We start from the raw sequence: 25881 nt of genomic DNA, 5'->3' as shown, positions 1-25881 counted from the left end.
AAGCTAAGGTTGTACCTAATGTCCTGAATTGAGTTCAGGATTACGTTGGTTTTTAATCGTTAAACTTCTTCGTTCAACTCTTTCAACAGCTGAAAGATCTCACGATAAGCCCTAGGTGGCTTGCTCGCTTTTTTCTCTTTGTTTGCTTGGCGCGACAATTGGCGCAGGCGCTGTCTATCCGCTGATGGGAACTGGTTTAGCACCTCTTCAATAGCAGTGTCGCCATTTTCGACAACACGGTCACGCAAGGCTTCTAACTTGTGCAGTTCAGATGATGCTTGCGAGTGCTTATTATGGTACTTGTCCAGCGCCGCTTGAATAGGCTCGCTATCAATTTGTCTCATTAGCTTGCCAATAAACTGCAACTGGCGACGTTTTGCTTCTTTATTAAAACGCTGAGCATCTTTAATTGCTTCGGCAAGGGTATCTGGAAGTGGAAACTTCTCTAGTACTGAGGGTTTCAATTCTACTAGTTCTTCACCTAGTTTCTGCAAGGCTTCCATGTCCTGTTTCATCTCGGTTCTGCTAACCCAAATGATTTCTTCTTCTTCTTCCCAAGGGGCTTTCTGGTTTTTTCTGGCCATAATCTGCTCTTAGTTGCTCAATTCTGAATGCGTATTTCGCTTAATGTCGGTTATTTTAACAAACAAATTGGGGAGAATGCGAAAAGCTTGTTATTCTAACCTTTATTGCCTGCAAATATATGATTTAACTATGGACGCTAGACAACAAATTGCCCAACAAAAAGTAGAATTAGAAGAAGCTGTCTCAAAAGCATTGAGTTTAGCCTCTGCCGAGGCCGATGGTGCTGAGGTTGCGATCAACAAATCTACCGGTCTCAGTGTCTCCACTCGTATGTGTGAAGTGGAGAACGTCGAGTTTAACAGCGACGGTGCTCTGGGTATCACAGTTTATCGAGGTCAAAAGAAGGGAAGTGCCTCTACTTCTGATCTGAGTGAGAAAGCCATTGCACAAACCGTGGCTGCAGCTCTAGATATTGCAAAGTACACATCTGAAGACCCGTGTGCAGGACCTGCTCCTGCAGAGCTTATGGTCAAAGAGATAAAAGACCTAGATCTCTTCCATCCTTACGAACCCAACCCTGATCAAATTGCACAAATCGCGATTGAGGCTGAAGAAGCCGCTCTTAGCTACAGCGATAAGATAAAGCAAAGTGACGGTGCTAGCTACGATACCCATTATGGGATACGAGTGTATGGTAACTCTCATGGCGTATTAGCAAGCTACCCATCGAGTCGCCATAGTGTGAGTTGCTGTGTGATTGGCGCGGGTGCGACAGGCGATATGGAGCGTGACTATAGCTACAGTGTAGCTCGCCGTGCTGAAGACCTTTGGTCTGCGAAAGAAGTGGGCTTGAAGGCCGCGCAAAGAACGATAGACCGTCTTGATGCTCGCCAGATTGAAACTGGTGAATACCCAATTATGTTTGCTGCAGAAGTAGCAACAGGATTGATGGGCCACCTCGTTACAGCAATTAGTGGTGGTAGCCTATATCGTAAGTCGTCATTCTTACTTGATCACCTAGGCAAGCAAATATTGCCAGAGTGGTTCAATGTTAACGAGAAGCCACATTTACTACGCGGCTTGGCATCAACGCCATTTGATAGCGAAGGCGTTCAGACCAAAGATTACGATATCATCACCGATGGTAAGCTTGCGACCTATCTATTAACCAGCTATTCCGCTCGCAAACTGGGCATGACTACCACAGGGCATGCTGGTGGTATTCACAACTGGTTTGTTCAATCTACAGGTCAAGACTATCAAGCGATGCTTAAAGAGCTCGGCACAGGTTTCTTGGTCACTGAATTGATGGGGCAAGGTGTTAACGGCGTAACGGGTGACTACTCTCGCGGCGCGGCTGGCTTCTGGGTAGAAAATGGCGTTATTCAATACCCTGTATCCGAGGTAACTATCGCTGGTAACCTAAAAGATATGTTCCAGAAAATTGTTGCCGTAGGTAACGATGTGGAGACCCGCTCTCAAATCCAAACCGGTTCGATGCTTATTGAGTCGATGAAGGTGGCGGGCGCTTAAACAGGCTAATCAGCAACAAAAAACGAGCCGTTTGGCTCGTTTTTTTATTCAATCTGATATTCGTGGCGATGAATTAAACATAGATTGCCGTTAGAAGACTTCGGTAATGACGTGTCTGGAATTAGTCGTGTGTAAAGCAAAGGGGGCTCGTCATCCCCTAGTGCTCTTATAGGGGATCTAGGTTATTGAACCTTAAAGCAAAAACACCGTCGCTAGCCCAAGGAATACCGATAGGCCAATAACATCCGTAATAGTGGTTAAAGCCATACCACCGGCTAGCGCAGGGTCGATATTCATCTTCTTCAGTACGATAGGTACAGTTACACCGGCGACGCCAGCGATAAATAGGTTTGTTAGCATAGCGGCGGAGATGATCATGCCTAGCACCCAATCCCCCTTCCAGAACACCACAATCGCACCGATGATTAACGCCCATAGAACACCGTTCAAGAAGCCTATGGCAGCCTCTTTCATCAATAGTTCTTTGCGGTTACTGTCACCAATATGACCCAATGCTAAGCCACGAATAACCAATGCCACGGTTTGGTTACCCGCGACACCGCCCATTGATGGCACGATAGTCATTAAGATAGCAATCGCGGCCATTTGTTCGAGGGTTGCCTCAAACATGTTTGAAACAGAAGCTGCTGCCAGTGCCGCTAGAACATTCGCACCTAGCCATACGCTTCGACGGCGCGCTGATTTCACTACCGGAGCAAAGGTATCTTCGTCGTCATCGAGACCTGCCAAACTCATCATCGAGTGCTCGGCATCCTCACGAATGATATCAACGACGTCATCGATGGTGATACGACCAACTAGGTGTTGATTCTCATCAACAACAGGGGCCGATACCCAGTTTCGACGCTCAAACAGGCTAGCAACATCGGTATCGCTGAGGTCTACTGAAATAGCCTCATCGGCGTCTTCCATTACATCAATGACCGCAATATCGGGCTGAGTCGTCAATAGTGTTGTTAGAGATAAATTACCGATGAGTCGGTCGTCACTATCAATAACATACAAGGTATCCGTTGCCTCTGGCAGTTCACCCTTCATTCTCATGTAGCGAAGAACTACGTCGATATCGACATCATCACGAATAGTGGTTACGTCGGTATTCATGATACCGCCAGCAGTATCTTCTGGGTAAGAGAGGGCTTTCTCGACGCGAAGTCGATCTGCCGCATCCATTTGACCTAGAACTTGCTGTGAGACGTCATCTGGCAGGCTTCGAAGTACGTAAGCGACATCATCGGTATCCATGCCCTCGGTTGCTTCTGCAAGCTTGCCTGGGGCCATTTTAGAGACGAGGTTATCTTTTACGTCTTCGCTTAGTTCATCAAGGATTTCACCGTAATCTTCGGGATCGGTGAGTTGCCACAGGACTTCACGACTTTTTCTTGGGGAGGCTTCGAGGAGGTGAGCTATATCCTCTGGCTCCATACTTTGCAGTTGGCGTCGTACGAAGACAAAGCGACCATTATCCAGTGCATCACTAACCTCTTGGAGCGTTTGGTGGGCTTGATCAAACTCGATCTGTTCCGCCATTATTTACCTCCGTTAGATTTTTGTTCACTGAATAGTTTAATAGAAGGATATTAGCTTATTTTATTCAAGGGGTTAATAAGTTATTAGAGCTAAAAGAGAAAATTAACTTGAGTGGGCGAAAACTATTCGTCTTCCTCAAATTTCCCTTCGATAAGCGAGCAAATGGCGTCCAGAGCTTGCGATGCTTCAGCACCATCGGCAGTGACAGTTACGTGCTCACCTTGAGCAGACTCAAGCATCAATAAGGCCATCACACTGTCTGCTTCAGCGCTGCTTTCTTCGTTATGAACGCTGACCTTAGCATCGAAACTTTGTGCCAATTCAACCAGTTTAACGGCAGCGCGCGCATGCAAGCCTAGCTTATTGACGATAAGCAGGGTGCGAGATTCTATCATTGGCCTTTCTCCAGCTCGTTGTGACGAATCAGTACATGTTGGCCTTGTTCTAGGAAGTACTCACCGATTTGCTGAGTTAGAAAAACGGAACGATGTTTACCGCCAGTGCAGCCTATAGCCACAGTAAGATAACTGCGATTATTCTTCTCTAAAGAGGGTAGCCAACGCTCGATGAAGGCCTGTATCTGACCCTTGAGTTCAACCACATCCTCAAAGCCAAACAAGTAGTCTTGAATGGGCTTATCTAAACCCGTAAGAGGGCGAAGTTCTGGTTCCCAGTGAGGGTTCGGTAGGAATCGTACATCAAACACATAATCGACATCTGAGGGTAGGCCGTGCTTGAAACCAAAGGATTGGAACACCATAACCAACTCTTGGCCATCGCGACCTAAAATGCGTTTACGCACCATCTCGCTCAGCTCATGAATTGAGAGCTTACTGCTATCGATCACTAAGTCAGCTTGCTCTTTAAGTGCGGAGAGAAGTCGCTTCTCTTCCACTATGGCTTGCTGCAATGAACGTGAGTCTTCAACGAGAGAGAGTGGGTGAATCCTTCGCGTTTCACTGTATCGTTTAACCAAGGTGTCTTCATTGGCTTCGAGGTACAACACTGTTACTTGAACCGAATCATCAAGGGTTGTCAGTACGGCAGCAACTTGACTTGGATTTGTCGGTAGGTTGCGAATATCAATACTGACTGCAACCCTTCTCTGTTGTGGATTCAGACCATCAACAAAAGCGCTAAGCAGCGTTACTGGAAGGTTATCAACACAGTAGTAGCCAATATCTTCTAGAGCACGTAAGGCAACACTCTTGCCACCACCGGAGTTACCGCTGACAACAACTAGCTGGCGTGGTTCGGACATTTATTTATCCCTTTGGACACTCAATCGATTCAGAGATCATGATCTCGAATAGTTCTTCGTCGGACTTGGCATGACGAAGCTGTTTGAGGACTTTCTTGTCGTTGAGGCGTTCAGCCATACAAGAAAGCGTTTTAAGGTGCTCTTTACACTGATCTTCAGGAACAAGTAGCGCAAACAACAGATCAACCGGACGATTATCGATAGCATCAAACTCAATGGCTTCATCACACTGTAGGAGCACAGCAATCGCCTTGTCTGAATTACTCATACGCGCGTGAGGGATAGCAATACCATTGCCAATACCAGTACTACCTAGCTTTTCTCTGCCCAGCATGCATTCAAACAGGTCGGTTGAATCATGACCTGTGTGTGTGGCTGCGATTTGACTGATGAGTTCTAGTGCGCGCTTCTTACTCGTACAATGGACTGCACTTTTAGTGCAGTCCAACGACAATACTTCATTAATTTGCATGGTTAGTGATTACTTAACTTTTCTTTATGCTTGGTCAGCTGGCGTACTAGCTTATCAACTAGTGCATCGATAGCAGCGTACATGTTGTCTTCTTCTGCAGCTGCGTGAATATCGCCTTGGCTAACGTGTAATGTGGCTTCTGCGATATGATTAACTTTCTCGAGTTTTAAGATCACATGCACATTGGTGATGTGCTCGAAGAAACGCTCTAATTTTTGAAACTTGGTATCAACGTACTCTTGAAGTGACTCTGTAAGCTCTACATGGTGGCCTTTGATATTGATTTGCATAAGCGTTCCTTCTAGTGATGCCTAAACTAGGCGTTTTCGCTGACTCGACGGGGCAATACCCAGTGATTCACGGTATTTTGCCACGGTGCGTCTCGCTACCTTCACCCCTTGTTCAGCGAGTAGGGTGGCAATTTTGTTATCGCTCAATGGTTTAGCGCTGTTCTCTTCGGCTACCAATTTTTTGATTAGCGCTCTGATAGCTGTCGAGGATTTGTCTTCGCCTTCATCATTGCTGACGTGACTTGAGAAGAAATATTTTAGCTCAAAAATACCACGCGGTGTGTGCATATATTTCTGAGTTGTGACACGTGAAATAGTCGACTCGTGCATATCAATAGCTTGCGCAACGTCGTTCAATATCATCGGTTGCATGGCTTCTTCGCCCTTGTCGAAAAACTCTTGTTGAGTCTCGACTATACATCGAGCAACTTTGAGCAGAGTATCATTACGACTCTCTAAACTCTTAATTAGCCACTTTGCTTCTTGAAGCTGATCTTTGATGTATTGATTGTCATCGCTGTTTGCACCAGTAATGGTCGCGTAATGCTGATTAACTTCTAGTTTAGGTGTGCTCGTGTTATTGAGAAATACCGTCCACTTACCATTCACTTTTATCACATTGACATCAGGTATCACATACTCGATGTCGTTCTCACCAATTTGGCTTCCTGGTCGCGGATCGAGTTGCTGAATTAGCTGTAAAACCGCGATCAAATCACTCTCTTTGAGCTTAGTTTCTTTAACGATCATTTTGTAGTCGCGATTGGCTAAATGTTCGATATAGTTTTCTAAGATCTCGCAAGCCTGTTGCTTACGCGGAGTATCGTCAGGAAGAGCATTAAGTTGCAGTAACAAACACTCTTGTAGGTTACGCGATCCCACCCCTAAAGGTTCAAATTGTTGAACGCGTTTAAGTACTGCCACGGTTTCATCTTCTTCGATGTCAGGAAGAGACAAGCTAGCGGTAATATCAGCAGTGGTAAGGGTTAGAAAGCCTCTGTCATCAATAGCATCGATGATGGATATTGCAATGGCATGGTCTGTTTCGGTAAAGGGAGTGAGCTCCAATTGCCATAACAGATGGTCATACAGGCTTGTTTGGGTCTCGCCTTGATAAATGGGTAATTCATCATCCGCTGCGATACCCGTATTACCTGAATTAGAGCTATAAACATCTTCCCATGAAGTGTCCATCGCCAAGTCTTCACCAATGGAATTGGATGCCATCAGTTCTGCACTATCTTGAGCGCTCGCTTCAGTGACGTTTTCTGTCGATGTGTCTTGTGAGGAATCTGTTTTTTCTTCTGTTTGATTGTTGTCTTCTACAACTTGTAGAAGTGGATTGGAATCTAGGGCTTCCTGAATCTCTTGCTGAAGCTCAAGGCTCGACAATTGCAACAGCCTGATCGCTTGCTGCAACTGAGGGGTCATAGCGAGCTGCTGACCAAATTTGAGTTGTAATGCCGCTTTCATGATAATGAGTCGCCCGAAACGAACCGTCTACAGACGGAACTGTTCACCAAGGTAAACTTTCTTAACCTGGTCGTTGCTCAGGACTTGCTCAGGGGTTCCTTCTGCTATTAGGTGTCCTTGGCTAACAATGTAGGCGCGTTCACATACGTCTAATGTTTCACGAACGTTGTGGTCAGTGATGAGAACACCTAGGCCACGGTCTCGCAAATGTTCAATAATCTTTTTGATATCGATAACGGAGATTGGGTCAACACCAGCAAAGGGTTCATCTAGCAAGATAAACTGCGGATTTGCGGCTAGCGCTCGAGCGATTTCTACACGGCGACGTTCGCCGCCAGAAAGTGCCATACCGTTACTCTTGCGAATGTGCTGAATATTAAATTCGTCGAGCAGCTCTTCTAGCTTCTCGTCTCGCTCTTGCTTGGATATTTCATTGCGAGTTTGCAATACGGCATAGATGTTATCTTCAACAGAAAGCTTTCTGAATATAGAAGCTTCCTGAGGCAAATAGCCGATACCCATTCTTGAGCGGCTATGCATAGGAAGAATACTAATGTCCTGATCATCAATAAGGATCTGACCTTCATCGCGAGCCACTAGGCCTACAATCATGTAGAACGATGTCGTTTTACCCGCACCGTTAGGTCCCAATAGACCCACGATTTGTCCTGATTCTACTTGCAGACTCACGTCAGCAACCACTTTGCGGTTCTTGTAGCTTTTCGCTAGGTGTTCAGCTTTGAGTATTGCCATAGGTTGACTATTTCTTCTCTTTTGGCTGTTTAGGTTGTGGCTGTAATACCGTTGAAACTCGAGAGCCCTCGCCACTTTCGGCGATCATCTTCTCTGTGGTGATATGGTATTTGATGCGCTGACCGCTGATGGTACTGTCATCTTGAGCCAGCATCGCCTGCTTGACCATAGTTAATTGGTCTTCAGCCATGTTGTAGTAAAGCTCTTCTGCGTGACCGCGAATGGTTTTACCTTCATCAGTAAGTTGAGAGAACTTGGCTAGCTCTCCATAGGCTTCGATTTCTTTGATTGAGCCATCTTCTGGGTTGCGGTAAACAATGACTTTATCGCCCTCAACATTGATGCTTCCTTGGCGCATTTTTACATCGCCAATAAAGGTCACTTTGTTGCTCTTCATGTCGAGGTGCTGACTGTCTGAGTCGATGTAAACCGGTTGCTCTGAATCTGTTGATAGCGCGAGAGCAGCAGGAGACAGCAATATTCCTAGTAAAAGACTAAGGCTGAGAGTTTTCATAGATCCCTTGTACACTATTGAACAGCACCGCTTCATTGTCATCCAGATTGCCCTCTAGTGCTTGGCCAATATTCACAAACTGTGGCCCTTCTAAAGTAACCTGAACGTCAGAGTTGAAGTCTTTGGTGTCCAGTTCAATGGTCATTTTGTCTGTAGTTAATGTTTCAAAGCTGGCGTCCGGAAGCAAGTTGGTCGCAATGACATTACCTTCCAGCGTCAGGTGATGATTTTTATCTAAAACGGCTTTATCTGAAACTACTTGCCACTCTTCGACAGTCCCCTCACGATACACATACATCACGAGGTTATCAAATAAGGTATCACCGCTCTCGGCATAATGGTCGAGCTTCTCTGAGGTGATCTTGTAATTACGAATGCCCTCTAGGTCATAATTGGTATTCGTCACCAATCGCCCAGTAAACATAGGCAGTTCGGCACTAGGCTCCACCTGAATTACCACTTGTTCTTGATTTGTCAGTAAGTAGTAACCGGAAAAACAGATGACTCCGATTAGCACTATCTGAAAAATGCGAGAACCCGTCATATGCTCAAGCCTTTGTGTTGCTCAAGTTCACCCCTAGCTTCTAGGATGAGATCGCAGACTTCGCGCACGGCGCCGTGTCCGCCCTTAATCTTGGTTACGTAGTTGGCACGCTGAACCAACAATGGGTGTCCATCATTGACACATACCTTGAGAGCAACCTTGTCCATTACTGGCCAGTCAATAAGGTCATCACCAATGTATCCAGTGTGTTCTGGTTGGATACCTAACTTATCTACGATGTCGTTGTAGGCTTTGATTTTGTCATCTTGGCCCTGATAGATAAGAGATATACCTAAAGCGCGCATGCGGTTTTCAACGATTTGCGATTTGCGACCAGTAACGATGGCTACTTCAATTCCCGCGTTCATCAGCGATTTCACACCATAGCCATCTCGGGTGTGAAAGGTTTTTAGTTCTTCGCCATCATTGCCCATGTAAACGAGACCGTCGGAAAAGACGCCATCCACATCGCAGATGAGTAGTTTTATCTCTTTTGCTATGGCAAAAACAGATTTTGAAACTGGACCGTATAGAGAGTTGACCATTTCAGTCATGAATTACATTACTCCGGCTTTAAGAAGGTCGTGCATATTGAGAGCACCAACCAGTTTGTCGTCTTCACATAATAATAAGGCTGTGATGCTGCGTTCTTGCATCATGTTTAACCCTTCAACCGCCAATAGAGAAGGTGAGGCAAAGCTTGGATTCATTGACATTACATCACCAATTTTTGTGCTGTGGATGTCAATACGCTTATCTAACAGACGTCGTAAATCACCATCGGTGAATATGCCTTGGATTTTATCCTGATCATCAACAATAGCCGTCATGCCTAAGCCTTTTTGGCTGATTTCAATCAGGGCGTCCTTAATTAAAGCATCTGCCTTAACTTTAGGAACTGCTGAGCCAGTGTGCATAATGTTTTCTAATTTTAATAATAACTTGCGACCCAGTGCACCACCCGGATGAGACAGTGCAAAGTCCTCAGCGGTAAAGCCTCTCGCTTGCATCAGAGCCATAGCTAACGCATCGCCCATCACCAAGGTAGCAGTCGTGCTGCTAGTCGGTGCTAACTCTCTAGGACAAGCTTCTTGAGGAACGGCAATACACAGGTGAATATCACCCAGTTTAGCCATGTTTGAGTTTGGTTTACCTGTCATGCTGATGATCTGAATGTTTAGACGCTTCAATACTGGAAACAGCGATAAAATCTCAGAAGACTCGCCAGAATTGGAGATAGCGATAACGATATCCCCTTGAGCAATCATGCCAAGGTCGCCATGCGCCGCTTCGCCGGGATGAACAAAAAAGGCGGAGGTGCCAGTGCTCGCTAATGTGGCAGCAATCTTGTTGCCAATATGGCCAGATTTGCCCATACCCATTACCACAACCTTGCCGTGTTTGTTTTCCAAAATGGCATCACAGGCGCGACTGAAATCGGTATTAAAGTATTGAGACAGCTGAGTCAGTCCTGCAATTTCTATATCTAGAACTTCTTGTGCAGCTTTTTGATAGTCAAATTTTGAAGACACGGTTGATTCCTTTGATGTTCAATTCTACACGTTCATGATCAAGTAGCCTTGATAGGCGATGAATAACAGAAACAGAATACTACCTTCGATTCGGTTGATGCTTCTGGACTTACCGAGTGCCATGACCACCAATAGCAAAGAAACGCCTAGCATTACCCAAAAATCACGATTCATCGCGTCTTCGTTGAGAAATGATGGATTAAGAAGGCCTGGAATACCCATTACAGCAAGAATATTAAATACATTTGAGCCGATGATGTTACCCACCGCCATGTCATCTTCACCTTTCATCACACCAGCAAGCGAGGCAGCTAGCTCTGGAAGGCTGGTACCCACTGCGATAATCGTCAGGCCGATAACCAAATCACTCATGCCAAAGTACTTGGCAATGATGACAGCATTGTTGACCAGTAGATCCGCTGAAATAGGCAAAACGATAAGACCAACAACGACCCAGAAAATGGCTTTTTTATTTTCTACACCATCGGGTACTTCAGACTCTTGCTCGCTGATCATAGTATCGCCCTTGAGCTTCTCTGCGCGCGAGATACGTAGCATGGTGATGATGAATGCGGCAAACAGCACGACCAGCAATACACCTTCCATAAAGCCTAGGTAGTGGTTCCACATGATGCCGCCGGCAACCAAGGTCACACCTATCATTAGAGGCAGTTCGCGACGTAATACGCCAGAGCTTACTGAAAGTGGTTTAACTAGCGCAGTGATACCGAGAATAAGGGCGATGTTTGCGATGTTAGAGCCCAGTACGTTACCCACCGCAGTATCGGTTTTACCTTCTAGAGCTGCTGTTGCAGATACCATCATCTCCGGAGCAGAAGAGCCCATAGCAAGAATGGTCATACCGATGACTAGTGGAGAAATTCCGAAGTTTCTGGCGAGGGCAGCGGAACCGAATACCAGTCTATCGGCACTCCATACCAGCATGATTAAGCCGACGACAAGAAGGCAAATCGCTACGATCATTAGTGGACTCTTTATTAATTGATGCGAGTTAAACAGTGATTTTGACGTTAAGCTGTCAAAAAGGGAAGATTTTAGACAAATTATTTACACATAAGTCTAATAAAATTCCTATGATTAAGTCGAGCAACTAACTGATTTATTCAACCTTTTTGATATTTTGCGCGTATAGAGTCTGGACAAGGAGTGTCGATGGCTGAACCAAATCCCAAAATCATTCTTAATAATGTCACCTTCTCGCGTGGCAACAGAGTGATTTTTGATGACATCAGTCTGTCAATTCCTGAGGGGAAGATTACAGCAATCATGGGGCCGTCGGGCATTGGTAAAACCACATTATTGAAGCTTATTGGTGGGCAGATTCAGCCCGATAGCGGAGAGATATGGTTTGAAGATCGCAATATTCCAGCCCTGAGCCGAGGGCAGCTATACCAAACCCGAAAGAAAATGAGCATGCTGTTTCAGTCGGGAGCACTGTTTACCGACCTGACTGTTTTTGACAACGTTGCCTTTCCTATTCGTGAGCATACTACTTTGCCTGAATCGCTCATTCACACCATAGTACTTTTAAAGTTGGAAGCGGTTGGTTTGAGAGGTGCTGCAGACTTAATGCCTAGCGAACTGTCTGGAGGCATGACGCGAAGAGTGGCTCTAGCTCGGGCGATAGCGCTGGATCCTGAAGTGGTTATGTACGATGAACCTTTTGTGGGGCAAGACCCTATTACTATGGGCGTACTGGTGGAGTTGATTCAAAAGCTCAACCAAGCCTTGGGAATAACCTCTATCGTGGTCTCGCATGATGTACCTGAGGTAATGAGTATCGCTGACTATGTCTACTTGATGGCAGATAAAAAGATCATAGCCAAAGGAAACCCTTTGGAGATCGAGCAAAGCGCGGATCCAAGAGTTCAGCAATTCTTGCAAGGAAACGCAGATGGTGCTGTACCCTTTGCATTTCCATCACAGCAACTAGAGAAGGACCTGTTTCTACGATGATGTCTAAAGTGATCAACAAGGTTGCTGATTTTGGCGCTTCGGGAGTGAGGCTGAGCCGTTCTTTTGGTAGAGCGACCTTCATGATGCTCGGGGCTTTATTGAGTAAGCCTGAACCGTTAAAAAGCTTCCCTCTACTAATTAAGCAGCTTCATTCGGTAGGTGTACAATCGTTGGCGATCATAATGGTGTCAGGGCTGTTTATTGGCATGGTATTGAGCCTTCAAGGTTATGTAGTGCTCGTCGATTATGGCGCAGAAGGTAGCTTGGGACAGATGGTTGCCTTGTCTCTATTGCGAGAGTTAGGCCCTGTTGTAACCGCTTTACTGTTTGCTGGGCGTGCAGGCTCTGCATTGACCGCTGAGATAGGCTTGATGAAGGCAACAGAGCAGTTATCAAGCCTAGAGATGATGGCCGTCGATCCGTTAAAGCGCATCATTAATCCAAGATTTTGGGCCGGTGTGATTTCGATGCCACTACTCACTATGATTTTTATTGCCATTGGCATCTTAGGTGGGCAGTTTGTGGGTGTTGATTGGAAGGGTATTGACCACGGAAGTTTTTGGTCAGCAATGCAGTCTTCAGTGGAATTAGGCCGAGATATTGGCAACAGCCTTATTAAGTCTTTGGTATTTGCTATTACCGTGGTGTGGATTGCTTTGTTCAATGGCTATGACGCAGTGCCTACTTCAGAGGGCATCAGTCAAGCAACTACTCGCACAGTAGTGCATTCCTCTCTAGCCGTATTGGGGCTAGATTTTGTGCTTACCGCATTAATGTTTGGAAGTTAAGTATGAGTCAATCAAGGAAGTTAGAGTTTTGGGTCGGCGGTTTTATGATCCTTGGCATCATAGCGGTGCTATTCATGGTGCTTAAGGTTGCTGATGTAAAGTCAATAGGGAGTCAAGATAGCTATAAGTTAAGAGCTTATTTCGACAATATAGGTAGCCTTAAGGTGCGCTCTCCAGTCAAGGTCGGTGGGGTAGTCGTAGGGCGAGTATCAGATATTAGCTTGGATACCGAGTACTATACTCCCATAGTGACCCTTTCGATTGGTGAAAGTTATGGTCACTTCCCTGATACCTCAAGTGCACATATCTTGACCTCTGGTCTAATAGGGGAGCAGTACATTAGCTTGATTCCTGGCTTTATTGATGAGGATGTAGATTTACTCGAAGATGGAGACCTGATTGAGGATACAAAATCAGCACTGGTACTAGAGGATTTGATTGGGCAGTTTCTCTATAGCGTTGGTGATGGCTCAGGAGAATAAGTATGAAATGCATTCTTAGATTTATCTCATTGATTTTAATGCTTTGTTCACCGATTGTCTGGGGAGCAAACGTTGATAAAACTCAGCCATATCAGATGATGGAGCAGGTAGGGAGCAATACGTTTGACAGGCTCAAAAATGAACAGGCGCAATTAAGGGAGTCTCCAGACCAACTTAAAGTTGTCGTAGAAGAAGAGCTAATGCCGTACGTCAATGACCGTTATGCAGGCTTAAAGGTATTAGGGAGTTACCTGAAAAAAGCCGACAAAGCCGAAGTGGCTGACTTCTTGGTGGTCTTTCGTGAGTATTTGGTAACCTCATACGCACAGGTGCTTACCCAATACAAAGACCAACAGATAAATTACTCAAAGCCTAAGCCCATAAGAGATGACCAACGTATCGTGTCTATTCCGGTTGAAATTGTGCAGGGTGATCGCCCGCCGATTAAGATTGAATTTAAGTGGCGCAAAGATAAGAAAACCGGCGAGTGGCAAGCCTTTGATATGGTTGCTGAAGGTGTCAGTCTGATATCCAGCAAGCAATCCGAGTGGGGCGGAAAGATCCGTAGTGATGGCCTTCCTGCGGTAACAGAAGAGTTAGCAAGGCTTGCTAAGACCCCAATTCGCTATGAGCCTGCAAAATAATGAACACTGCAGCGTCTTGGATAGTAATTGATGAACAGCATGCCGAGATTAGAGGTGTGTTGAATAGAAACAGTGTTCCGCAGCTTTGGCAGCAGATTTTGCAATGGTCCCCAAGTGTAGGGCGGCTAGAAATCGACCTAAATGAGGTGCTAAATTCCGATTCTGCGGCAATGGCACTCATTCTGCACTTAATTGAACATGCAAAAAATTGTAACTGCCATATAATGTTGCGATCTGTACCAAATAAACTGCTTACACTATTTGAAGTGAGCAATGCAATGCCATTACTGGCGGGGCATATAGAAATCGAGATTGAGGGTAAAAGTGGATATTACACAAGTTAAGAAGTTGCTCGACGACGCGTTGCAGCTTGAAGAGATTCATGTGAAAGGCGAAGGTAGCCACTACGAAGTAGTTGCAGTTGATGCATCTTTTGAAGGTATGAGTCGTGTTAAGAAGCAACAGCTTATCTATGCACCTTTGATGGAATACATCCAAAGAAATGATATTCATGCAGTATCTATCAAGGCTTTTACTCCCGAAGAGTGGCAGCGCGATAAAAAACTAATGTCGCTTTAAGGATAAGTAATGGAAAAATTTCGAGTAACTGGATCGTCGGCACCACTCAGTGGTGAGGTTTCGATTTCTGGCGCTAAAAATGCGGCCTTACCTATTTTATTCTCTGCGATTTTAGCAGAAGAGCCTGTAGCGTTGCACAACGTACCTAAACTGCGTGACATCGATACAAGCATGGCACTACTGCAGCAGTTGGGTGCAAAAGCATCACGCGATGGCGATACTACCACTTTGCAAGTAGACTCATCGGGCATCAACCAATTCTGTGCTCCTTATGAGCTAGTAAAAACCATGCGAGCGTCTATTTGGGCATTGGGTCCACTAGTGGCAAGATTTGGTGAAGGCCAAGTGAGTCTGCCTGGTGGCTGTGCTATCGGCGCACGTCCTGTGGATTTGCACATTCAGGGTCTTGAGCATCTTGGCGCAGAAATCACTCTAGAAGATGGTTATGTTAAAGCTAAGGTTGATGGGCGCTTAAAGGGCTCACACATCGTAATGGATAAAGTGAGCGTAGGCGCTACTATCACCATTATGAGCGCAGCAACACTAGCAGAAGGCACTACGGTTTTAGACAACGCTGCTCGTGAGCCAGAGATCGTCGATACTGCTGAGTTCTTAAATACCTTAGGTGCAAAAATCTCAGGCGCAGGCACGGATACTATTACTATCGAGGGTGTAGAGCGCCTCGGTGGTGGTGAGCATACTGTTGTGCCTGATCGCATCGAAACAGGTACCTTCCTAGTAGCCGCAGCGGTTTCTGGTGGTAAGGTGATTTGTCGCAATACTCGTGCAAATCTGCTTGAATCGGTACTCGCTAAGTTAGAAGAAGCTGGCGTTAAGGTTGAGACAGGCGAAGATTGGATCTCTGCGGATATGACCAGCGGTGAGCTAAAGGCAATCACAATACGCACGGCACCACACCCAGGTTTTCCAACCGATATGCAAGCTCAATTTACCTTGTTGAATATGATGGCCAAAGGTGGCGGTGTGATCACTGAAACCATCTTTGAAAACCGTTTCATGCACGTCCCTGAACTGCAACGTATGGGTGCAAAAGCAGAGATTGAGGGTCACACGGTTATCTGTGGCGATAGCGAAGGCCTTAGTGGTACACAGGTTATGGCAACAGACTTACGAGCATCAGCGAGTCTTGTGATTGCGGGATGTATTGCTAAAGGTGAAACCATTGTTGACCGCATCTACCACATCGATCGCGGCTACGACCGTATTGAGCACAAACTCAGCTTGTTAGGTGCAGATATACAAAGATTTAACGACTGATTACGTTATTTAGATGACATTTAGAGCCGAAACCGTGTGGTTTCGGCTTTTTTATTTGGTAGACTTGTAAGCAGCTAAATACGCCACTGTCGGTAAGTTTATGCACTTAGTTTGAGCCCTATACAATGCATAGGGCTACAAAGACCTCCATTAAAAGTGTTCCCGAGATCTGGATATGTCGGGCATAACAATAAACAGCGAAGGATATCGCTAGGAATTAAACGATGATTGCTTTAGTGCGCATAATTTTAGTCGCAATTTTTGCTGTATTGATGTTTGTGTTTGGGTGCGGTTACTGCCTATTTAGCCCAAGAAACCCAAAACACGTATTTAACTTTGGACGCATGTTCGGCGCGATGCACCGTGTATTTGGTATCAAGTTGGAACTAAGACTACCTGAGGATGCGTACAAGCGTAGCCAGGCGATATACATCGCAAACCATCAGAACTCTTGGGATCTATTTACTGTATCTTCAGCAGTGACCCCTAGAGTGGTTACTGTGGGTAAGAAAAGCCTGTTGTGGTTGCCGTTGTTTGGTCAAATCTATTGGCTGACGGGTAATATTCTTATCGATAGAGCTAACCGCTCTAAAGCGATGGGCACTATCGACCAAGTTATCGATAAAATGAAAGAGAGCCACCTTTCTGTATGGATGTTTCCAGAGGGAACCCGTTCACGTGGTCGTGGTTTAATGCCGTTTAAAACTGGCGCATTTCACGCAGCAATAGGTGCAGAAACTCCAATTATTCCAATCGTTTGTAGTACGACTCAGGATAAGATTAAGCTTAACCGTTGGAATAATGGTCACGTGATTATTGAAATGCTTCCAAGCGTTGATACCTCTGAATACAGCAAGACGGAAGTAAGAAAATTGGCTGAACTCTGCCGTGATCAAATGAAAGAGAAGCTGAAAGATTTAGATGATGAAGTTGATGCGAGAAATTCCGCTGATGGTGTAAAAAACTAAGACAGCGATTGGATAGTCGTTCAATTATATCGAGATAGCCTCAGGTGGATACAATTCTGCCTGAGGTTTTATTTTATCTGCTCCTCTTTTATACGGTACGAGTTTTAGTAGTCCCATTTTTTACAAATAAAAAAAGGGAGCCTAAGCTCCCTTGTCTATCAAGATATAAGGTTATTTGCGAACCGCAATAGCTTCGATCTCGATACCTACATCTTTAGGAAGACGCGCTACCTCTACACAAGAGCGTGCAGGGTAGTTTGCTACCTTGTGCTCATCGAAGAACTTACCGTATACCTCGTTGACTGTACCGAAGTCATTTAGGTCTTTAACGAATACCGTCATCTTAACGATGTCAGTAACAGTTAGACCTGATGATTCAACTACAGCTTTAACGTTCTCTAGAGACTGTCTCGCTTGCTCTGCAATATCAGAAGACACTTCGCCTGTTTCTGGGTTTACAGGGATCTGGCCTGAAGTCATTACCATGCCGCCTAGGTCAACACCTTGAACGTAAGGGCCAATTGCTGCTGGAGCATTGTCAGTATGCAGTACTTTCGTCATTTTCATTCCATTTCTGTTTTGTTTTAGCGAATACTAGTTATAACTCAGTGACCACTTCACGTGAATACACTTTTTCACAGTATTTGCATTTCAAACGAATGCTGTCTTTCTTTTCCACCACATTGAACTGGCTTTCTACTGGTTCGCCGTGGGTAATACAGTTGCTGTTCGGGCAAGCAAACACACCACGAACTTGGCTTGGCAGTTCAAGCTCAAGCTTCCTTACTACCTTGTAGCCTTCAATCTGATTGACTGTCGCATAAGGAGCGTAAAGGGCTAGCTTGCTCGCTTGCTCCTCGTTGATGAAGACATTTTCAATCTTAAGGATATCCTTCGCACCCAGTGCAGATGAAGGCAGATTTAAGCCAACGGTGACACGCTCGTTCGATTTTTGCATTGAGAAGAGCTTTAGTACCTTGATACCCACATGTGCAGGAATATGGTCGATTACAGTACCGTCTTTAATGGCTTCAACTTGTAATTGAGTTGGTTTAGTCATGGTTAAATCTCCTCTATTACAGGGTTTGGTTAAGAACAAGCGCTAACAGGGCTTCACGTGCATACACACCATTTTCAGCCTGCGTAAAGTAGTAGGCATGCGGTGTTTTATCGACATCAACGGTGATTTCATCAACCCGAGGTAGAGGGTGTAGAACCTTTAGATTTTCACGTGCCTCTGTCAGCAAAGCAGCATTCAAAATATAAGCCGACTTGATATGTGCATATTCAGATTCGTCAAAACGTTCTTTTTGAACTCGAGTCATATACAAAATATCTAACTCAGGAATGACGCTTTCCATATCAGTATGTAGGCTGTATTCAATGCCAGATTCATCTAGCTCTTCACAGATATAGTCAGGCATAGCAAGCGCTTCTGGCGCGATAAAGTAAAAGCGAACATTGCTGAACTTAGCTAGAGCCTGGGTAAGAGAGTGTACTGTGCGGCCGTATTTTAGGTCTCCAACGAAAGCAACGTTAAGGTTGTCCAAGCGACCTTGAGTTTCGTAGATTGAGAACAGGTCTAGTAAGGTTTGCGTAGGGTGTTGGTTTGAACCATCACCAGCATTGATCACTGGAACGCCGTTGGAAAATTCAGATGCTAGTCGCGCTGCACCTTCTTGAGGATGGCGCATCACAAATGCGTCAACGTAGGTCGAGATTACCTGTACTGAGTCCGCTAGGGTCTCGCCTTTCTTCGCCAGTGAGGTATTTCCGCCGTTGTCGAAACCAATGACACTGCCGCCAACACGTTGAATTGCGGTTTCAAATGATAGGCGTGTGCGTGTAGAAGGCTCAAAAAAGCAACTAGCGACAACCTTGTTCTTTAGTAGTGTAGGCATTGGCTCTGATTTGAGTTTTCCTGCCGTTTGCACAATAAGCTCAAGCTCTTCGCGGTTTAGCTCTGGAATGGAGATGATGTGCTTATTGAAAAGCGTGTTTTGCATGGTTTCTTCCCCTGATAGTACGCACATAAAAAAGCCCCCCTAAAAAGGGAGGCTAGAATCAATTCTGAATGAATAGGAGCGGAACACGGCGTTGGCAGTGTTTCTTAGTCACGTTTTGATTGCCACGGTGTAGCATACAACCCTCCTATTTATCGTCTGGGATTATACGCGCTAAGTATGCGATCGCAAGCGTTTGCGTCAGAATTATTGACCTAAGGTAGCAACCATTACTGCCTTGATGGTGTGCATGCGATTTTCCGCTTCATCAAAGACAATGGAGTGCTCAGACTCAAAGACTTCATCGGTAACCTCAAGACCCTGCATGCCATATTTAGCCGCTATTTCTTTACCCACAGTGGTTTGGTCATCGTGGAAAGCAGGTAAGCAGTGCATGAACTTAACTTGTGGATTGCCGGTTGCCTTAATGGCATCCATATTCACTTGATAAGGCTTCATTACAGCAATGCGCTCTTCCCAAGCTTCAGCAGGCTCACCCATCGAGACCCAAACGTCAGTGTATAAGAAATCACAGCCTTCTACTCCAGAGGCAACATCCTCGGTGAGGGTGATGGTCGCGCCGCTACTTTGAGCGATTTCCTTACATTGCGCGACGAGCTCTTCTTCTGGCCAATAGGCTTTTGGCGCAACTAAGCGAATATCCATACCCATTTTGGCTGCGCCCACCAGTAATGAATTACCCATGTTGTTGCGCGCATCACCAAGGTAAGCAAAGCTAATTTGATGAAGCTGCTTACCGCGTGCATGCTCTTGCATGGTTAAGAAGTCCGCCAAGATTTGCGTTGGATGGAACTCGTCCGTTAGACCGTTCCAAACAGGTACGCCTGCGTACTCGCCCAACTCTTCGACAATAGCTTGACCGAATCCGCGATACTCAATGCCGTCATACATGCGTCCAAGGACGCGAGCGGTATCTTTCATCGACTCTTTATGGCCAATTTGAGAGCCTGATGGACCTAAATAAGAAACCTGAGCGCCCTGATCAAAGGCCGCTACCTCAAACGCACAGCGTGTTCTTGTAGAAGACTTCTCAAAAATGAGAGCGATGTTTTTTCCCTGTAAGCGCTTTTGCTCTGTACCTGCATACTTAGCTTTTTTCAGATCAGCAGATAGGTCTAATAGGAACTGAATCTCTTTTTGAGTAAAATCTAAAAGTTTTAGAAAGTTACGGTTTCTTAGGTTGTAGGCCATACGGGTTCTCTCATTCGGTGTTATTTATGATTTATTGCATATAAATTCTTTTAAATCAAATATAAATTCACTTAAATGGCATCCCTTTCAATAGGGCAACTCATACAACGAGCGCCACCACGTCCTCTACCGAGTTCGTTTCCAGGAATCGATATCACTTTGATGCCGGCTTGTTCGTATTTTTCATTGGTATAGACATTGCGCTCATAACCAATCACTACGCCAGGCTTAACGGTTAAAACGTTGTTGGCATCATTCCATTGCTCGCGCTCTGCTTCATAGCTGTTGCCTCCTGTGGTGACTATCTTAAGCTCTTGTAAACCTAGGGCATCTTTTATGGCGCTAGCGTATGAGTCAGCTTGAACTGCGTGCACACGGCCTTTTTCTGATGGGGTTAGAACCCAAGTCTCTAAAGAGGAGTTAATGACTTCTGGGTAGATAGAAAAGGTATCCACATTGAGCTGGGTCATTACCGTATCTAGGTGCATGCATGAACGTGTCTTAGGTAGCCTCAATGCGACGACCTGTGTTGCTTGTCCTGTCTCAAAGAGTCGATGGGCTAAGTTTTCGACACCCTGTGGGGTCGTGCGCTCAGACATACCGATCAACACACTACCTCGGCCAATCACTAATACATCACCACCTTCGATATTGGTGTTGTCGTAATGCTCATTCTCATTTCCGAGATAGTTCTCAAAGCTTTGCTCAGCGAAAGTCGGGTGCCAACGATAAATAGCTCGAAGATGGTTGGTTTCTCTCTTTCTGGCCTTCTTCATCATTGGGTTTAGCGAGACACCGCCATAGATCCAGCACGAGGTATCGCGGGTGAATAAATGGTTTGGCAGTGGGTCAATAACAAAGTCCAGAGCCTTGTGCATCTTCGGCAGTATTGACGTAGAGGTTATGGATAGCTCTGAATAGGCAAGACCACCAGTAAGTACCGTAGCGAGATGATCATTATCCATTTCTGCTAGGTGCTCGCGGAGCTCGTTGGCAAAAGTGGGGCCGTATCGATAATCTGAGATTTGATTTTGTAGTAGCCATTGCTTGGCTTCGGGAATAGCGAGTGTTTCGGCTAGAAGATTGTGTAGCAGGAGTACATCAACATCTTGGTCTCGTAAAGCCTGGGCAAAAATATCATGTTCTTCACCAGCAGCTTCGACCGCTAGTACATCGTCGAACAGTAAATCCTGGCAGTTTGAAGGTGTTAAGTGGGTGAGTGCCCTTTCTGGGCGATTAAGTAAAACACGGCGCAGTTGTCCCACTTCTGAACCGACGTACAGCTTACTCATTATGCATCCTTTCTCATTATGACCCACCCTTTATGACAAGGATGGAGTGAAGTTGCAAGTTACAGAGGTAAGCAAGGGATAGAATTGAGAAATCTCCCCCTAGATTGAGCCTAGATATGGTATTTCGTGTCGAACCGTGCCATATTTCGTCGGTATATAAACCTATTATTTTTACCTGTTCGGGAGCACACCCATGTCACAAGTGGAAGAGTATCTATCAGTCGAAGAACTTATCGAATTTCAGAAAGAAGAGACGCGCGACATTATCGCCGCTTTACTTGAAGACGGTAGTGAACCTGATGCTTTGTATGAAATTGAACATCACCTTTTTGCTGAAGACTTTGAGACTTTAGAAAAAGCGGTTGTTGAAGCCTTCAAGATGGGTTTTGAGGTTCTAGAAGCAGAAGAAACTGAAGACGAAGATGGCAAAAAGCTGTTGTGCTGTGATGCTACAATGACTTGTACTTTAGATCCTGAGCTGATCGATCAGCAAGTTGAGAAGCTGATTAACCTAGCTGAAAAATACGACATTATTTATGACGGCTGGGGTACATACTACGAGGGCGAAGACGCACTTGTTTATGACGAAGAAGATGACGAAGACGAGTAATCGTTATTTGTTTATCTAACTGAAAAAGCTCGCTATTTAGCGAGCTTTTTTGTGTCTATTGAGAAGTACTACGATTGGTATTAAGCGTGGCTAAGTGTTGGTTGAGCGAAGTATTTGCGCCATACGCGTTCATGAAAGTAGTAAGCACCCGTGTTAATGGTGGGTTCGACTAAAGCCAGCAAGCCACCCGCCAAAGCATCTCCAGAGATTAGGTACACTACAGTAAACGCAACACTAAAATGAACAATGGCGAAACTGGTGGTTTTAATCTGTGAGAACGCTTGCTTTGCTTTTAGATAAGGCACTGAGTTCCAAACTTTTTCATGAAAGTAAAATGCCACTGTGTTAACGCTAGGCTCAATCATTGCAATTAGACTACCTAGAATCACATCACCAGTAAGAACGTAAGCTACGGTGAAGGCTATTGAGAAGTGTAATACTGCAAAGCTAAGTGTCTTTTTCATGATTGAACCTATAGTGTTTTTCTTATTGAGAATAGTATTGATAATTATTCTCATTTGGTCAATGGTTATTTTCTGATTAGTTTGATAGGGAAAAACGATGAAGGTATTTAGCCCATCATTCTGGACTTGATCCAGAACCTTAGAAACTACGAAGCCTCTCTAGACCAATGACTCACTACACACTCGATACAGTCAACCAGCAAGGCACAGCAGACACAAAAAAAGGGCTGACTCTCGTCAACCCTTTCTATTCAACTACTTGCAATTACAGCGCAGCGATGGTCGCTTGCTGCTCAGCGAGTTTAGTCAGTGTTTCTTTGTAACCATCAAGCTTTTCACGCTCTTTAGCAACAACCGCTTCCGGTGCTTTCGCAACAAAGCCTTGGTTGTTTAGCTTGCCTTCGATACGCTTGATCTCACCTTCAGTCTTCTTGATTTCGCCCGCTAGACGGTTAAGTTCAGCGTCTTTGTCAATCAAGCCAGCCATTGGGATCATAAGCTCAGACTTACCAACCAGAGACGTTGCACATGCTGGAGTCTCTGCGCCATCTTCTAGAACAGTGATGTTCTCAAGCTTGGCTAGAGACATAAGCACGGCCTTATTTGCTTCTAGGCGAACTACGTCGCTTGAATCAGAGGCTTTAAGCATTACGTCTAGTGGCTTGCTTGGAGCAATGTCGTATTCTGCACGCAGGTTACGGATGCTAGTAATGAAGGCTTTAACCCATTCAATATCATCAAGCGCTTCTTGGTTGAAGTTAGCTGCGTCATACTGAGGCAGAGCTTGAGTCATAATGGTATCGCCCTCTACACCGTCAACAAGCGGCTTCACGCTCTGCCAGATTGTTTCTGTGATGTAAGGAAGAACAGGGTGAGCAAGACGCAGAGTCTTCTCAAGAACCGTGATTAGCGTGCGACGTGTTGCGCGCTGCTGAGTTTCTGTACCCTTCCAAAGAACAGGTTTAGTAAGCTCTAGGTACCAGTCACAGAATTGGTTCCAGATGAACTCGTAAAGCGTGTTCGCTGCCATGTCTAGACGGTAGTTGTCTAGGTGAGCGTTAAACTCTTTCGCAGTAAGTTCAAACTGAGATTCAATCCACTTGTCAGCGATTGAGTACTCTAGTTCTGCATCTTGTGCAAAACCGCAGTCTTGGTCTTCTGTGTTCATCAGAACATAGCGACTTGCGTTCCACAGTTTGTTGCAGAAGTTACGGTAACCCTCTAGGCGCTTCATGTCCCAGTTGATGTCACGGCCTGTTGAGGCCATTGCTGCTAGAGTAAAGCGCAGAGCATCAGTACCGTAAGGTTCAATACCATCTTCGAAGGTCTTGCGAGTGTTCTTTTCGATCTTCTTCGCTAGTTGAGGCTGCATCATGTTGCCACAACGCTTTTCAACGAGCTCTTCAAGACCAATACCATCAATCATATCGATTGGGTCAAGTACGTTACCCTTCGATTTAGACATCTTGTCGCCGTTTTCATCACGGATAAGGCCGGTCATGTATACGGTTTTGAATGGTACTTGAGGCTTGCCGTCTTCGTCTTTCACGAAGTGCATGGTCATCATGATCATACGAGCAACCCAGAAGAAAATAATATCAAAGCCTGATACTAGAACTTCAGATGGGTGGAATGTTTTCAGTGCATCAGTATCTTCAGGCCAGCCTTGCGTGCCGAAAGTCCACAGTGCAGAAGAGAACCAGGTATCTAGAACGTCGTCGTCTTGACGCAGTACTACAACTGGCGCTAGGTTGTTCTTCTCGCGAACTTCTTCTTCAGTGCGACCTACGTAAACCTTACCATCGTTGTCGTACCATGCTGGGATTCTATGGCCCCACCAAAGCTGACGAGAGATACACCAGTCTTGCACATCACGCATCCACGCAAAGTACATGTTTTCATACTGTTTAGGTACAAATTGAATCTGACCGTCTTCAACCGCTTTTACAGCTGGTTCAGCTAGAGGAGCAGTGCGCACGTACCATTGGTCCGTTAGCATTGGTTCAATAACTACACCACCACGGTCACCGTAAGGAACGGTTAGGTCGTGATCTTTGATCTCCTCAAGAAGGCCAAGTTCTTCAAATTCAGCAACGATAGCCTTACGAGCTGCAAAACGCTCCATGCCGTGGTATTTAGCTGGAAGTTCAGTGCTGTATTCATCACTTTCTTCACCGTTGGTATTGAATACTTCAGCAGCATCACGAATATCAGCGTTGAACGTTAGGATGTTGATCATTGGAAGGCTGTTGCGCTTGCCAACTTCATAATCGTTAAAGTCGTGAGCAGGAGTGATCTTCACACAACCTGTGCCTTTTTCCATGTCCGCATGCTCATCGCCTACGATTGGAATTAGACGACCTACGATTGGCAGTTCAATGTGTTGACCAATAAGGTCTTTATAACGAGGATCTTCTGGGTTTACAGCAACACCAGTATCACCCAGCATTGTTTCTGGACGAGTGGTCGCAACAACGATGTAGTCTTTACCGTCTGCCGTCGTAGCACCATTTGCTAGCGGGTAGCGGAAGTGCCACATGAAGCCTTTTTTGTCTTTGTTCTCAACTTCAAGATCTGAAATTGCAGTGTGTAGTTTTGGATCCCAGTTAACTAGGCGCTTACCACGGTAGATAAGATCTTCTTCGTATAGACGAACGAAGACTTCTTGAGTTGCCGCTGATAGGCCGTCATCCATAGTGAATCGCTCACGATCCCAGTCTACAGAAGCCCCAAGGCGACGAAGCTGCTTGGTGATAGTGCCGCCAGACTCAGCTTTCCATTCCCAGATCTTGTCAATGAAAGCTTCACGGCCGTAGTCGTGCTTGGTCTTGTTTTCTTCTGCCGCAATCTTGCGCTCAACAACCATTTGAGTAGCAATACCTGCATGGTCGGTACCCACTTGCCAAAGGGTGTTTTTGCCCTTCATTCGCTCAGCGCGGATAAGCGTATCCATGATGGTATCTTGGAATGCATGCCCCATGTGCAAGCTACCCGTGACATTCGGCGGTGGGATCATGATTGAGTATGATTCTTTGGTGGTATCGCCGTGTGGCTTAAAGTAGCCTTTTTCTTCCCAAGTCTTATAAAGATCTTGTTCGATAGATTGTGGGTTATATGTCTTTTCCATAATGCTCTT

Annotated in this window: 30 protein-coding genes; 10 read left to right on the top strand and 20 right to left on the bottom strand. The window is 45.4% G+C overall.

Going from position 1 to position 25881, the window contains the following annotated elements; genetic code table 11:
* Positions 1–59 precede the first annotated feature (59 nt).
* A complete protein-coding gene (gene yjgA / locus D5I41_RS20605) occupies positions 60–584 on the bottom strand; it encodes a ribosome biogenesis factor YjgA (RefSeq protein WP_119011405.1) in 525 nt (174 codons plus the stop codon).
* A 130-nt stretch (positions 585–714) separates the two neighbouring features.
* On the opposite strand from yjgA, the gene pmbA reads away from it, so the two are divergent.
* On the top strand, positions 715–2058 hold the full coding sequence (gene pmbA / locus D5I41_RS20600; RefSeq protein ID WP_119011404.1) for a metalloprotease PmbA: 1344 nt from the start codon (positions 715–717) through the stop codon (positions 2056–2058).
* Between the two features lie 192 nt (positions 2059–2250).
* On the opposite strand, the gene mgtE is transcribed toward pmbA, so the two are convergent.
* The 12 genes from mgtE to D5I41_RS20540 all read right to left on the bottom strand — a co-directional run bounded on the left by mgtE (position 2251) and on the right by D5I41_RS20540 (position 11432).
* Complete coding sequence (gene mgtE, locus D5I41_RS20595; RefSeq protein ID WP_119011403.1) at positions 2251–3609, bottom strand: magnesium transporter; 1359 nt, start codon at positions 3607–3609, stop codon at positions 2251–2253.
* Positions 3610–3731: 122 nt separating this feature from the next.
* Positions 3732–4004: an HPr family phosphocarrier protein gene (locus D5I41_RS20590; protein WP_119011402.1), complete on the bottom strand. Its 273-nt coding sequence runs from the start codon at positions 4002–4004 to the stop codon at positions 3732–3734.
* Positions 4001–4870 carry an RNase adapter RapZ gene (gene rapZ / locus D5I41_RS20585; protein WP_119011401.1) on the bottom strand — a complete coding sequence of 290 codons (870 nt, stop codon included), beginning with the start codon at positions 4868–4870 and terminating at the stop codon, positions 4001–4003. The genes D5I41_RS20590 and rapZ overlap by 4 nt, the downstream gene beginning before the upstream one ends.
* A gap of 4 nt (positions 4871–4874) precedes the next feature.
* Positions 4875–5342, bottom strand: coding sequence for a PTS IIA-like nitrogen regulatory protein PtsN (ptsN, locus tag D5I41_RS20580; RefSeq protein WP_017032861.1), 468 nt, complete (start codon positions 5340–5342; stop codon positions 4875–4877).
* A gap of 2 nt (positions 5343–5344) precedes the next feature.
* Complete coding sequence (gene hpf / locus D5I41_RS20575) at positions 5345–5632, bottom strand: ribosome hibernation promoting factor (protein ID WP_017028828.1); 288 nt, start codon at positions 5630–5632, stop codon at positions 5345–5347.
* Positions 5633–5653: 21 nt separating this feature from the next.
* Positions 5654–7105, bottom strand: a complete 1452-nt coding sequence (locus tag D5I41_RS20570) for an RNA polymerase factor sigma-54 (protein ID WP_119011400.1) — start codon at positions 7103–7105, stop codon at positions 5654–5656.
* A gap of 27 nt (positions 7106–7132) precedes the next feature.
* A complete protein-coding gene (lptB, locus tag D5I41_RS20565; RefSeq protein ID WP_017028826.1) occupies positions 7133–7858 on the bottom strand; it encodes an LPS export ABC transporter ATP-binding protein in 726 nt (241 codons plus the stop codon).
* A 7-nt stretch (positions 7859–7865) separates the two neighbouring features.
* Positions 7866–8372, bottom strand: a complete 507-nt coding sequence (lptA, locus tag D5I41_RS20560; RefSeq protein ID WP_119011399.1) for a lipopolysaccharide transport periplasmic protein LptA — start codon at positions 8370–8372, stop codon at positions 7866–7868.
* Complete coding sequence (gene lptC / locus D5I41_RS20555) at positions 8353–8916, bottom strand: LPS export ABC transporter periplasmic protein LptC (protein WP_119011398.1); 564 nt, start codon at positions 8914–8916, stop codon at positions 8353–8355. Before lptC ends, lptA begins: the two co-directional genes overlap by 20 nt.
* The gene (kdsC, locus tag D5I41_RS20550) at positions 8913–9470 is read right to left on the bottom strand and encodes a 3-deoxy-manno-octulosonate-8-phosphatase KdsC (protein WP_119011397.1); all 558 of its coding nucleotides are present in this window, start codon (positions 9468–9470) and stop codon (positions 8913–8915) included. Before kdsC ends, lptC begins: the two co-directional genes overlap by 4 nt.
* 3 nt (positions 9471–9473) lie before the next feature.
* Positions 9474–10448, bottom strand: a complete 975-nt coding sequence (gene kdsD / locus D5I41_RS20545; protein ID WP_119011396.1) for an arabinose-5-phosphate isomerase KdsD — start codon at positions 10446–10448, stop codon at positions 9474–9476.
* Between the two features lie 24 nt (positions 10449–10472).
* A complete protein-coding gene (locus D5I41_RS20540; RefSeq protein WP_017243819.1) occupies positions 10473–11432 on the bottom strand; it encodes a calcium/sodium antiporter in 960 nt (319 codons plus the stop codon).
* 189 nt (positions 11433–11621) lie between these two features.
* Between D5I41_RS20540 and mlaF the strand changes: the two genes are divergently transcribed.
* The 8 genes from mlaF to D5I41_RS20500 all read left to right on the top strand — a co-directional run bounded on the left by mlaF (position 11622) and on the right by D5I41_RS20500 (position 17164).
* Positions 11622–12425 carry a phospholipid ABC transporter ATP-binding protein MlaF gene (gene mlaF, locus D5I41_RS20535; protein ID WP_102334413.1) on the top strand — a complete coding sequence of 268 codons (804 nt, stop codon included), beginning with the start codon at positions 11622–11624 and terminating at the stop codon, positions 12423–12425.
* Positions 12425–13213, top strand: a complete 789-nt coding sequence (gene mlaE / locus D5I41_RS20530; protein ID WP_235868984.1) for a lipid asymmetry maintenance ABC transporter permease subunit MlaE — start codon at positions 12425–12427, stop codon at positions 13211–13213. The genes mlaF and mlaE overlap by 1 nt, the downstream gene beginning before the upstream one ends.
* 2 nt (positions 13214–13215) lie before the next feature.
* Complete coding sequence (mlaD, locus tag D5I41_RS20525) at positions 13216–13695, top strand: outer membrane lipid asymmetry maintenance protein MlaD (protein WP_119011394.1); 480 nt, start codon at positions 13216–13218, stop codon at positions 13693–13695.
* 2 nt (positions 13696–13697) lie between these two features.
* Complete coding sequence (gene mlaC, locus D5I41_RS20520; protein ID WP_119011393.1) at positions 13698–14339, top strand: phospholipid-binding protein MlaC; 642 nt, start codon at positions 13698–13700, stop codon at positions 14337–14339.
* On the top strand, positions 14339–14683 hold the full coding sequence (locus D5I41_RS20515) for an STAS domain-containing protein (protein WP_119011392.1): 345 nt from the start codon (positions 14339–14341) through the stop codon (positions 14681–14683). Before mlaC ends, D5I41_RS20515 begins: the two co-directional genes overlap by 1 nt.
* Positions 14664–14918, top strand: a complete 255-nt coding sequence (gene ibaG, locus D5I41_RS20510; RefSeq protein WP_119011391.1) for a BolA family iron metabolism protein IbaG — start codon at positions 14664–14666, stop codon at positions 14916–14918. The genes D5I41_RS20515 and ibaG overlap by 20 nt, the downstream gene beginning before the upstream one ends.
* Positions 14919–14927: 9 nt before the next feature.
* On the top strand, positions 14928–16196 hold the full coding sequence (gene murA / locus D5I41_RS20505; protein ID WP_119011390.1) for a UDP-N-acetylglucosamine 1-carboxyvinyltransferase: 1269 nt from the start codon (positions 14928–14930) through the stop codon (positions 16194–16196).
* Between the two features lie 224 nt (positions 16197–16420).
* Positions 16421–17164 carry a 1-acylglycerol-3-phosphate O-acyltransferase gene (locus D5I41_RS20500; RefSeq protein ID WP_119011389.1) on the top strand — a complete coding sequence of 248 codons (744 nt, stop codon included), beginning with the start codon at positions 16421–16423 and terminating at the stop codon, positions 17162–17164.
* 171 nt (positions 17165–17335) lie between these two features.
* On the opposite strand, the gene D5I41_RS20495 is transcribed toward D5I41_RS20500, so the two are convergent.
* The 5 genes from D5I41_RS20495 to arcA all read right to left on the bottom strand — a co-directional run bounded on the left by D5I41_RS20495 (position 17336) and on the right by arcA (position 21671).
* Positions 17336–17725, bottom strand: coding sequence for a RidA family protein (locus D5I41_RS20495; RefSeq protein ID WP_119011388.1), 390 nt, complete (start codon positions 17723–17725; stop codon positions 17336–17338).
* 37 nt (positions 17726–17762) lie between these two features.
* Positions 17763–18224 carry an aspartate carbamoyltransferase regulatory subunit gene (gene pyrI / locus D5I41_RS20490; protein ID WP_119011387.1) on the bottom strand — a complete coding sequence of 154 codons (462 nt, stop codon included), beginning with the start codon at positions 18222–18224 and terminating at the stop codon, positions 17763–17765.
* A gap of 16 nt (positions 18225–18240) precedes the next feature.
* A complete protein-coding gene (gene pyrB / locus D5I41_RS20485) occupies positions 18241–19170 on the bottom strand; it encodes an aspartate carbamoyltransferase (protein ID WP_119011557.1) in 930 nt (309 codons plus the stop codon).
* Positions 19171–19374: 204 nt separating this feature from the next.
* Positions 19375–20379 (bottom strand): ornithine carbamoyltransferase, encoded by a 1005-nt coding sequence (locus D5I41_RS20480; protein WP_119011386.1) that lies wholly within the window; start codon positions 20377–20379, stop codon positions 19375–19377.
* A 71-nt stretch (positions 20380–20450) separates the two neighbouring features.
* Complete coding sequence (arcA, locus tag D5I41_RS20475) at positions 20451–21671, bottom strand: arginine deiminase (RefSeq protein ID WP_119011385.1); 1221 nt, start codon at positions 21669–21671, stop codon at positions 20451–20453.
* A 193-nt stretch (positions 21672–21864) separates the two neighbouring features.
* Between arcA and rraB the strand changes: the two genes are divergently transcribed.
* A complete protein-coding gene (gene rraB, locus D5I41_RS20470) occupies positions 21865–22281 on the top strand; it encodes a ribonuclease E inhibitor RraB (protein ID WP_017032856.1) in 417 nt (138 codons plus the stop codon).
* Between the two features lie 80 nt (positions 22282–22361).
* Here the strand turns inward: rraB and D5I41_RS20465 are convergent, their stop codons facing one another.
* Entirely contained in the window at positions 22362–22745 is a 384-nt protein-coding gene (locus D5I41_RS20465; RefSeq protein WP_119011384.1) for a DUF2061 domain-containing protein, read from the bottom strand.
* A 265-nt stretch (positions 22746–23010) separates the two neighbouring features.
* Positions 23011–25872 carry a valine--tRNA ligase gene (locus tag D5I41_RS20460; protein ID WP_119011383.1) on the bottom strand — a complete coding sequence of 954 codons (2862 nt, stop codon included), beginning with the start codon at positions 25870–25872 and terminating at the stop codon, positions 23011–23013.
* Between the last annotated feature and the right edge of the window lie 9 nt (positions 25873–25881).

The sequence above is a fragment of the Vibrio superstes genome, assembly GCF_003569005.1.
GTDB lineage: Bacteria > Pseudomonadota > Gammaproteobacteria > Enterobacterales > Vibrionaceae > Vibrio > Vibrio superstes.
Note: the sequence above shows the minus strand (reverse complement) of the source record. Positions and strands in the feature narration are given on the sequence as shown.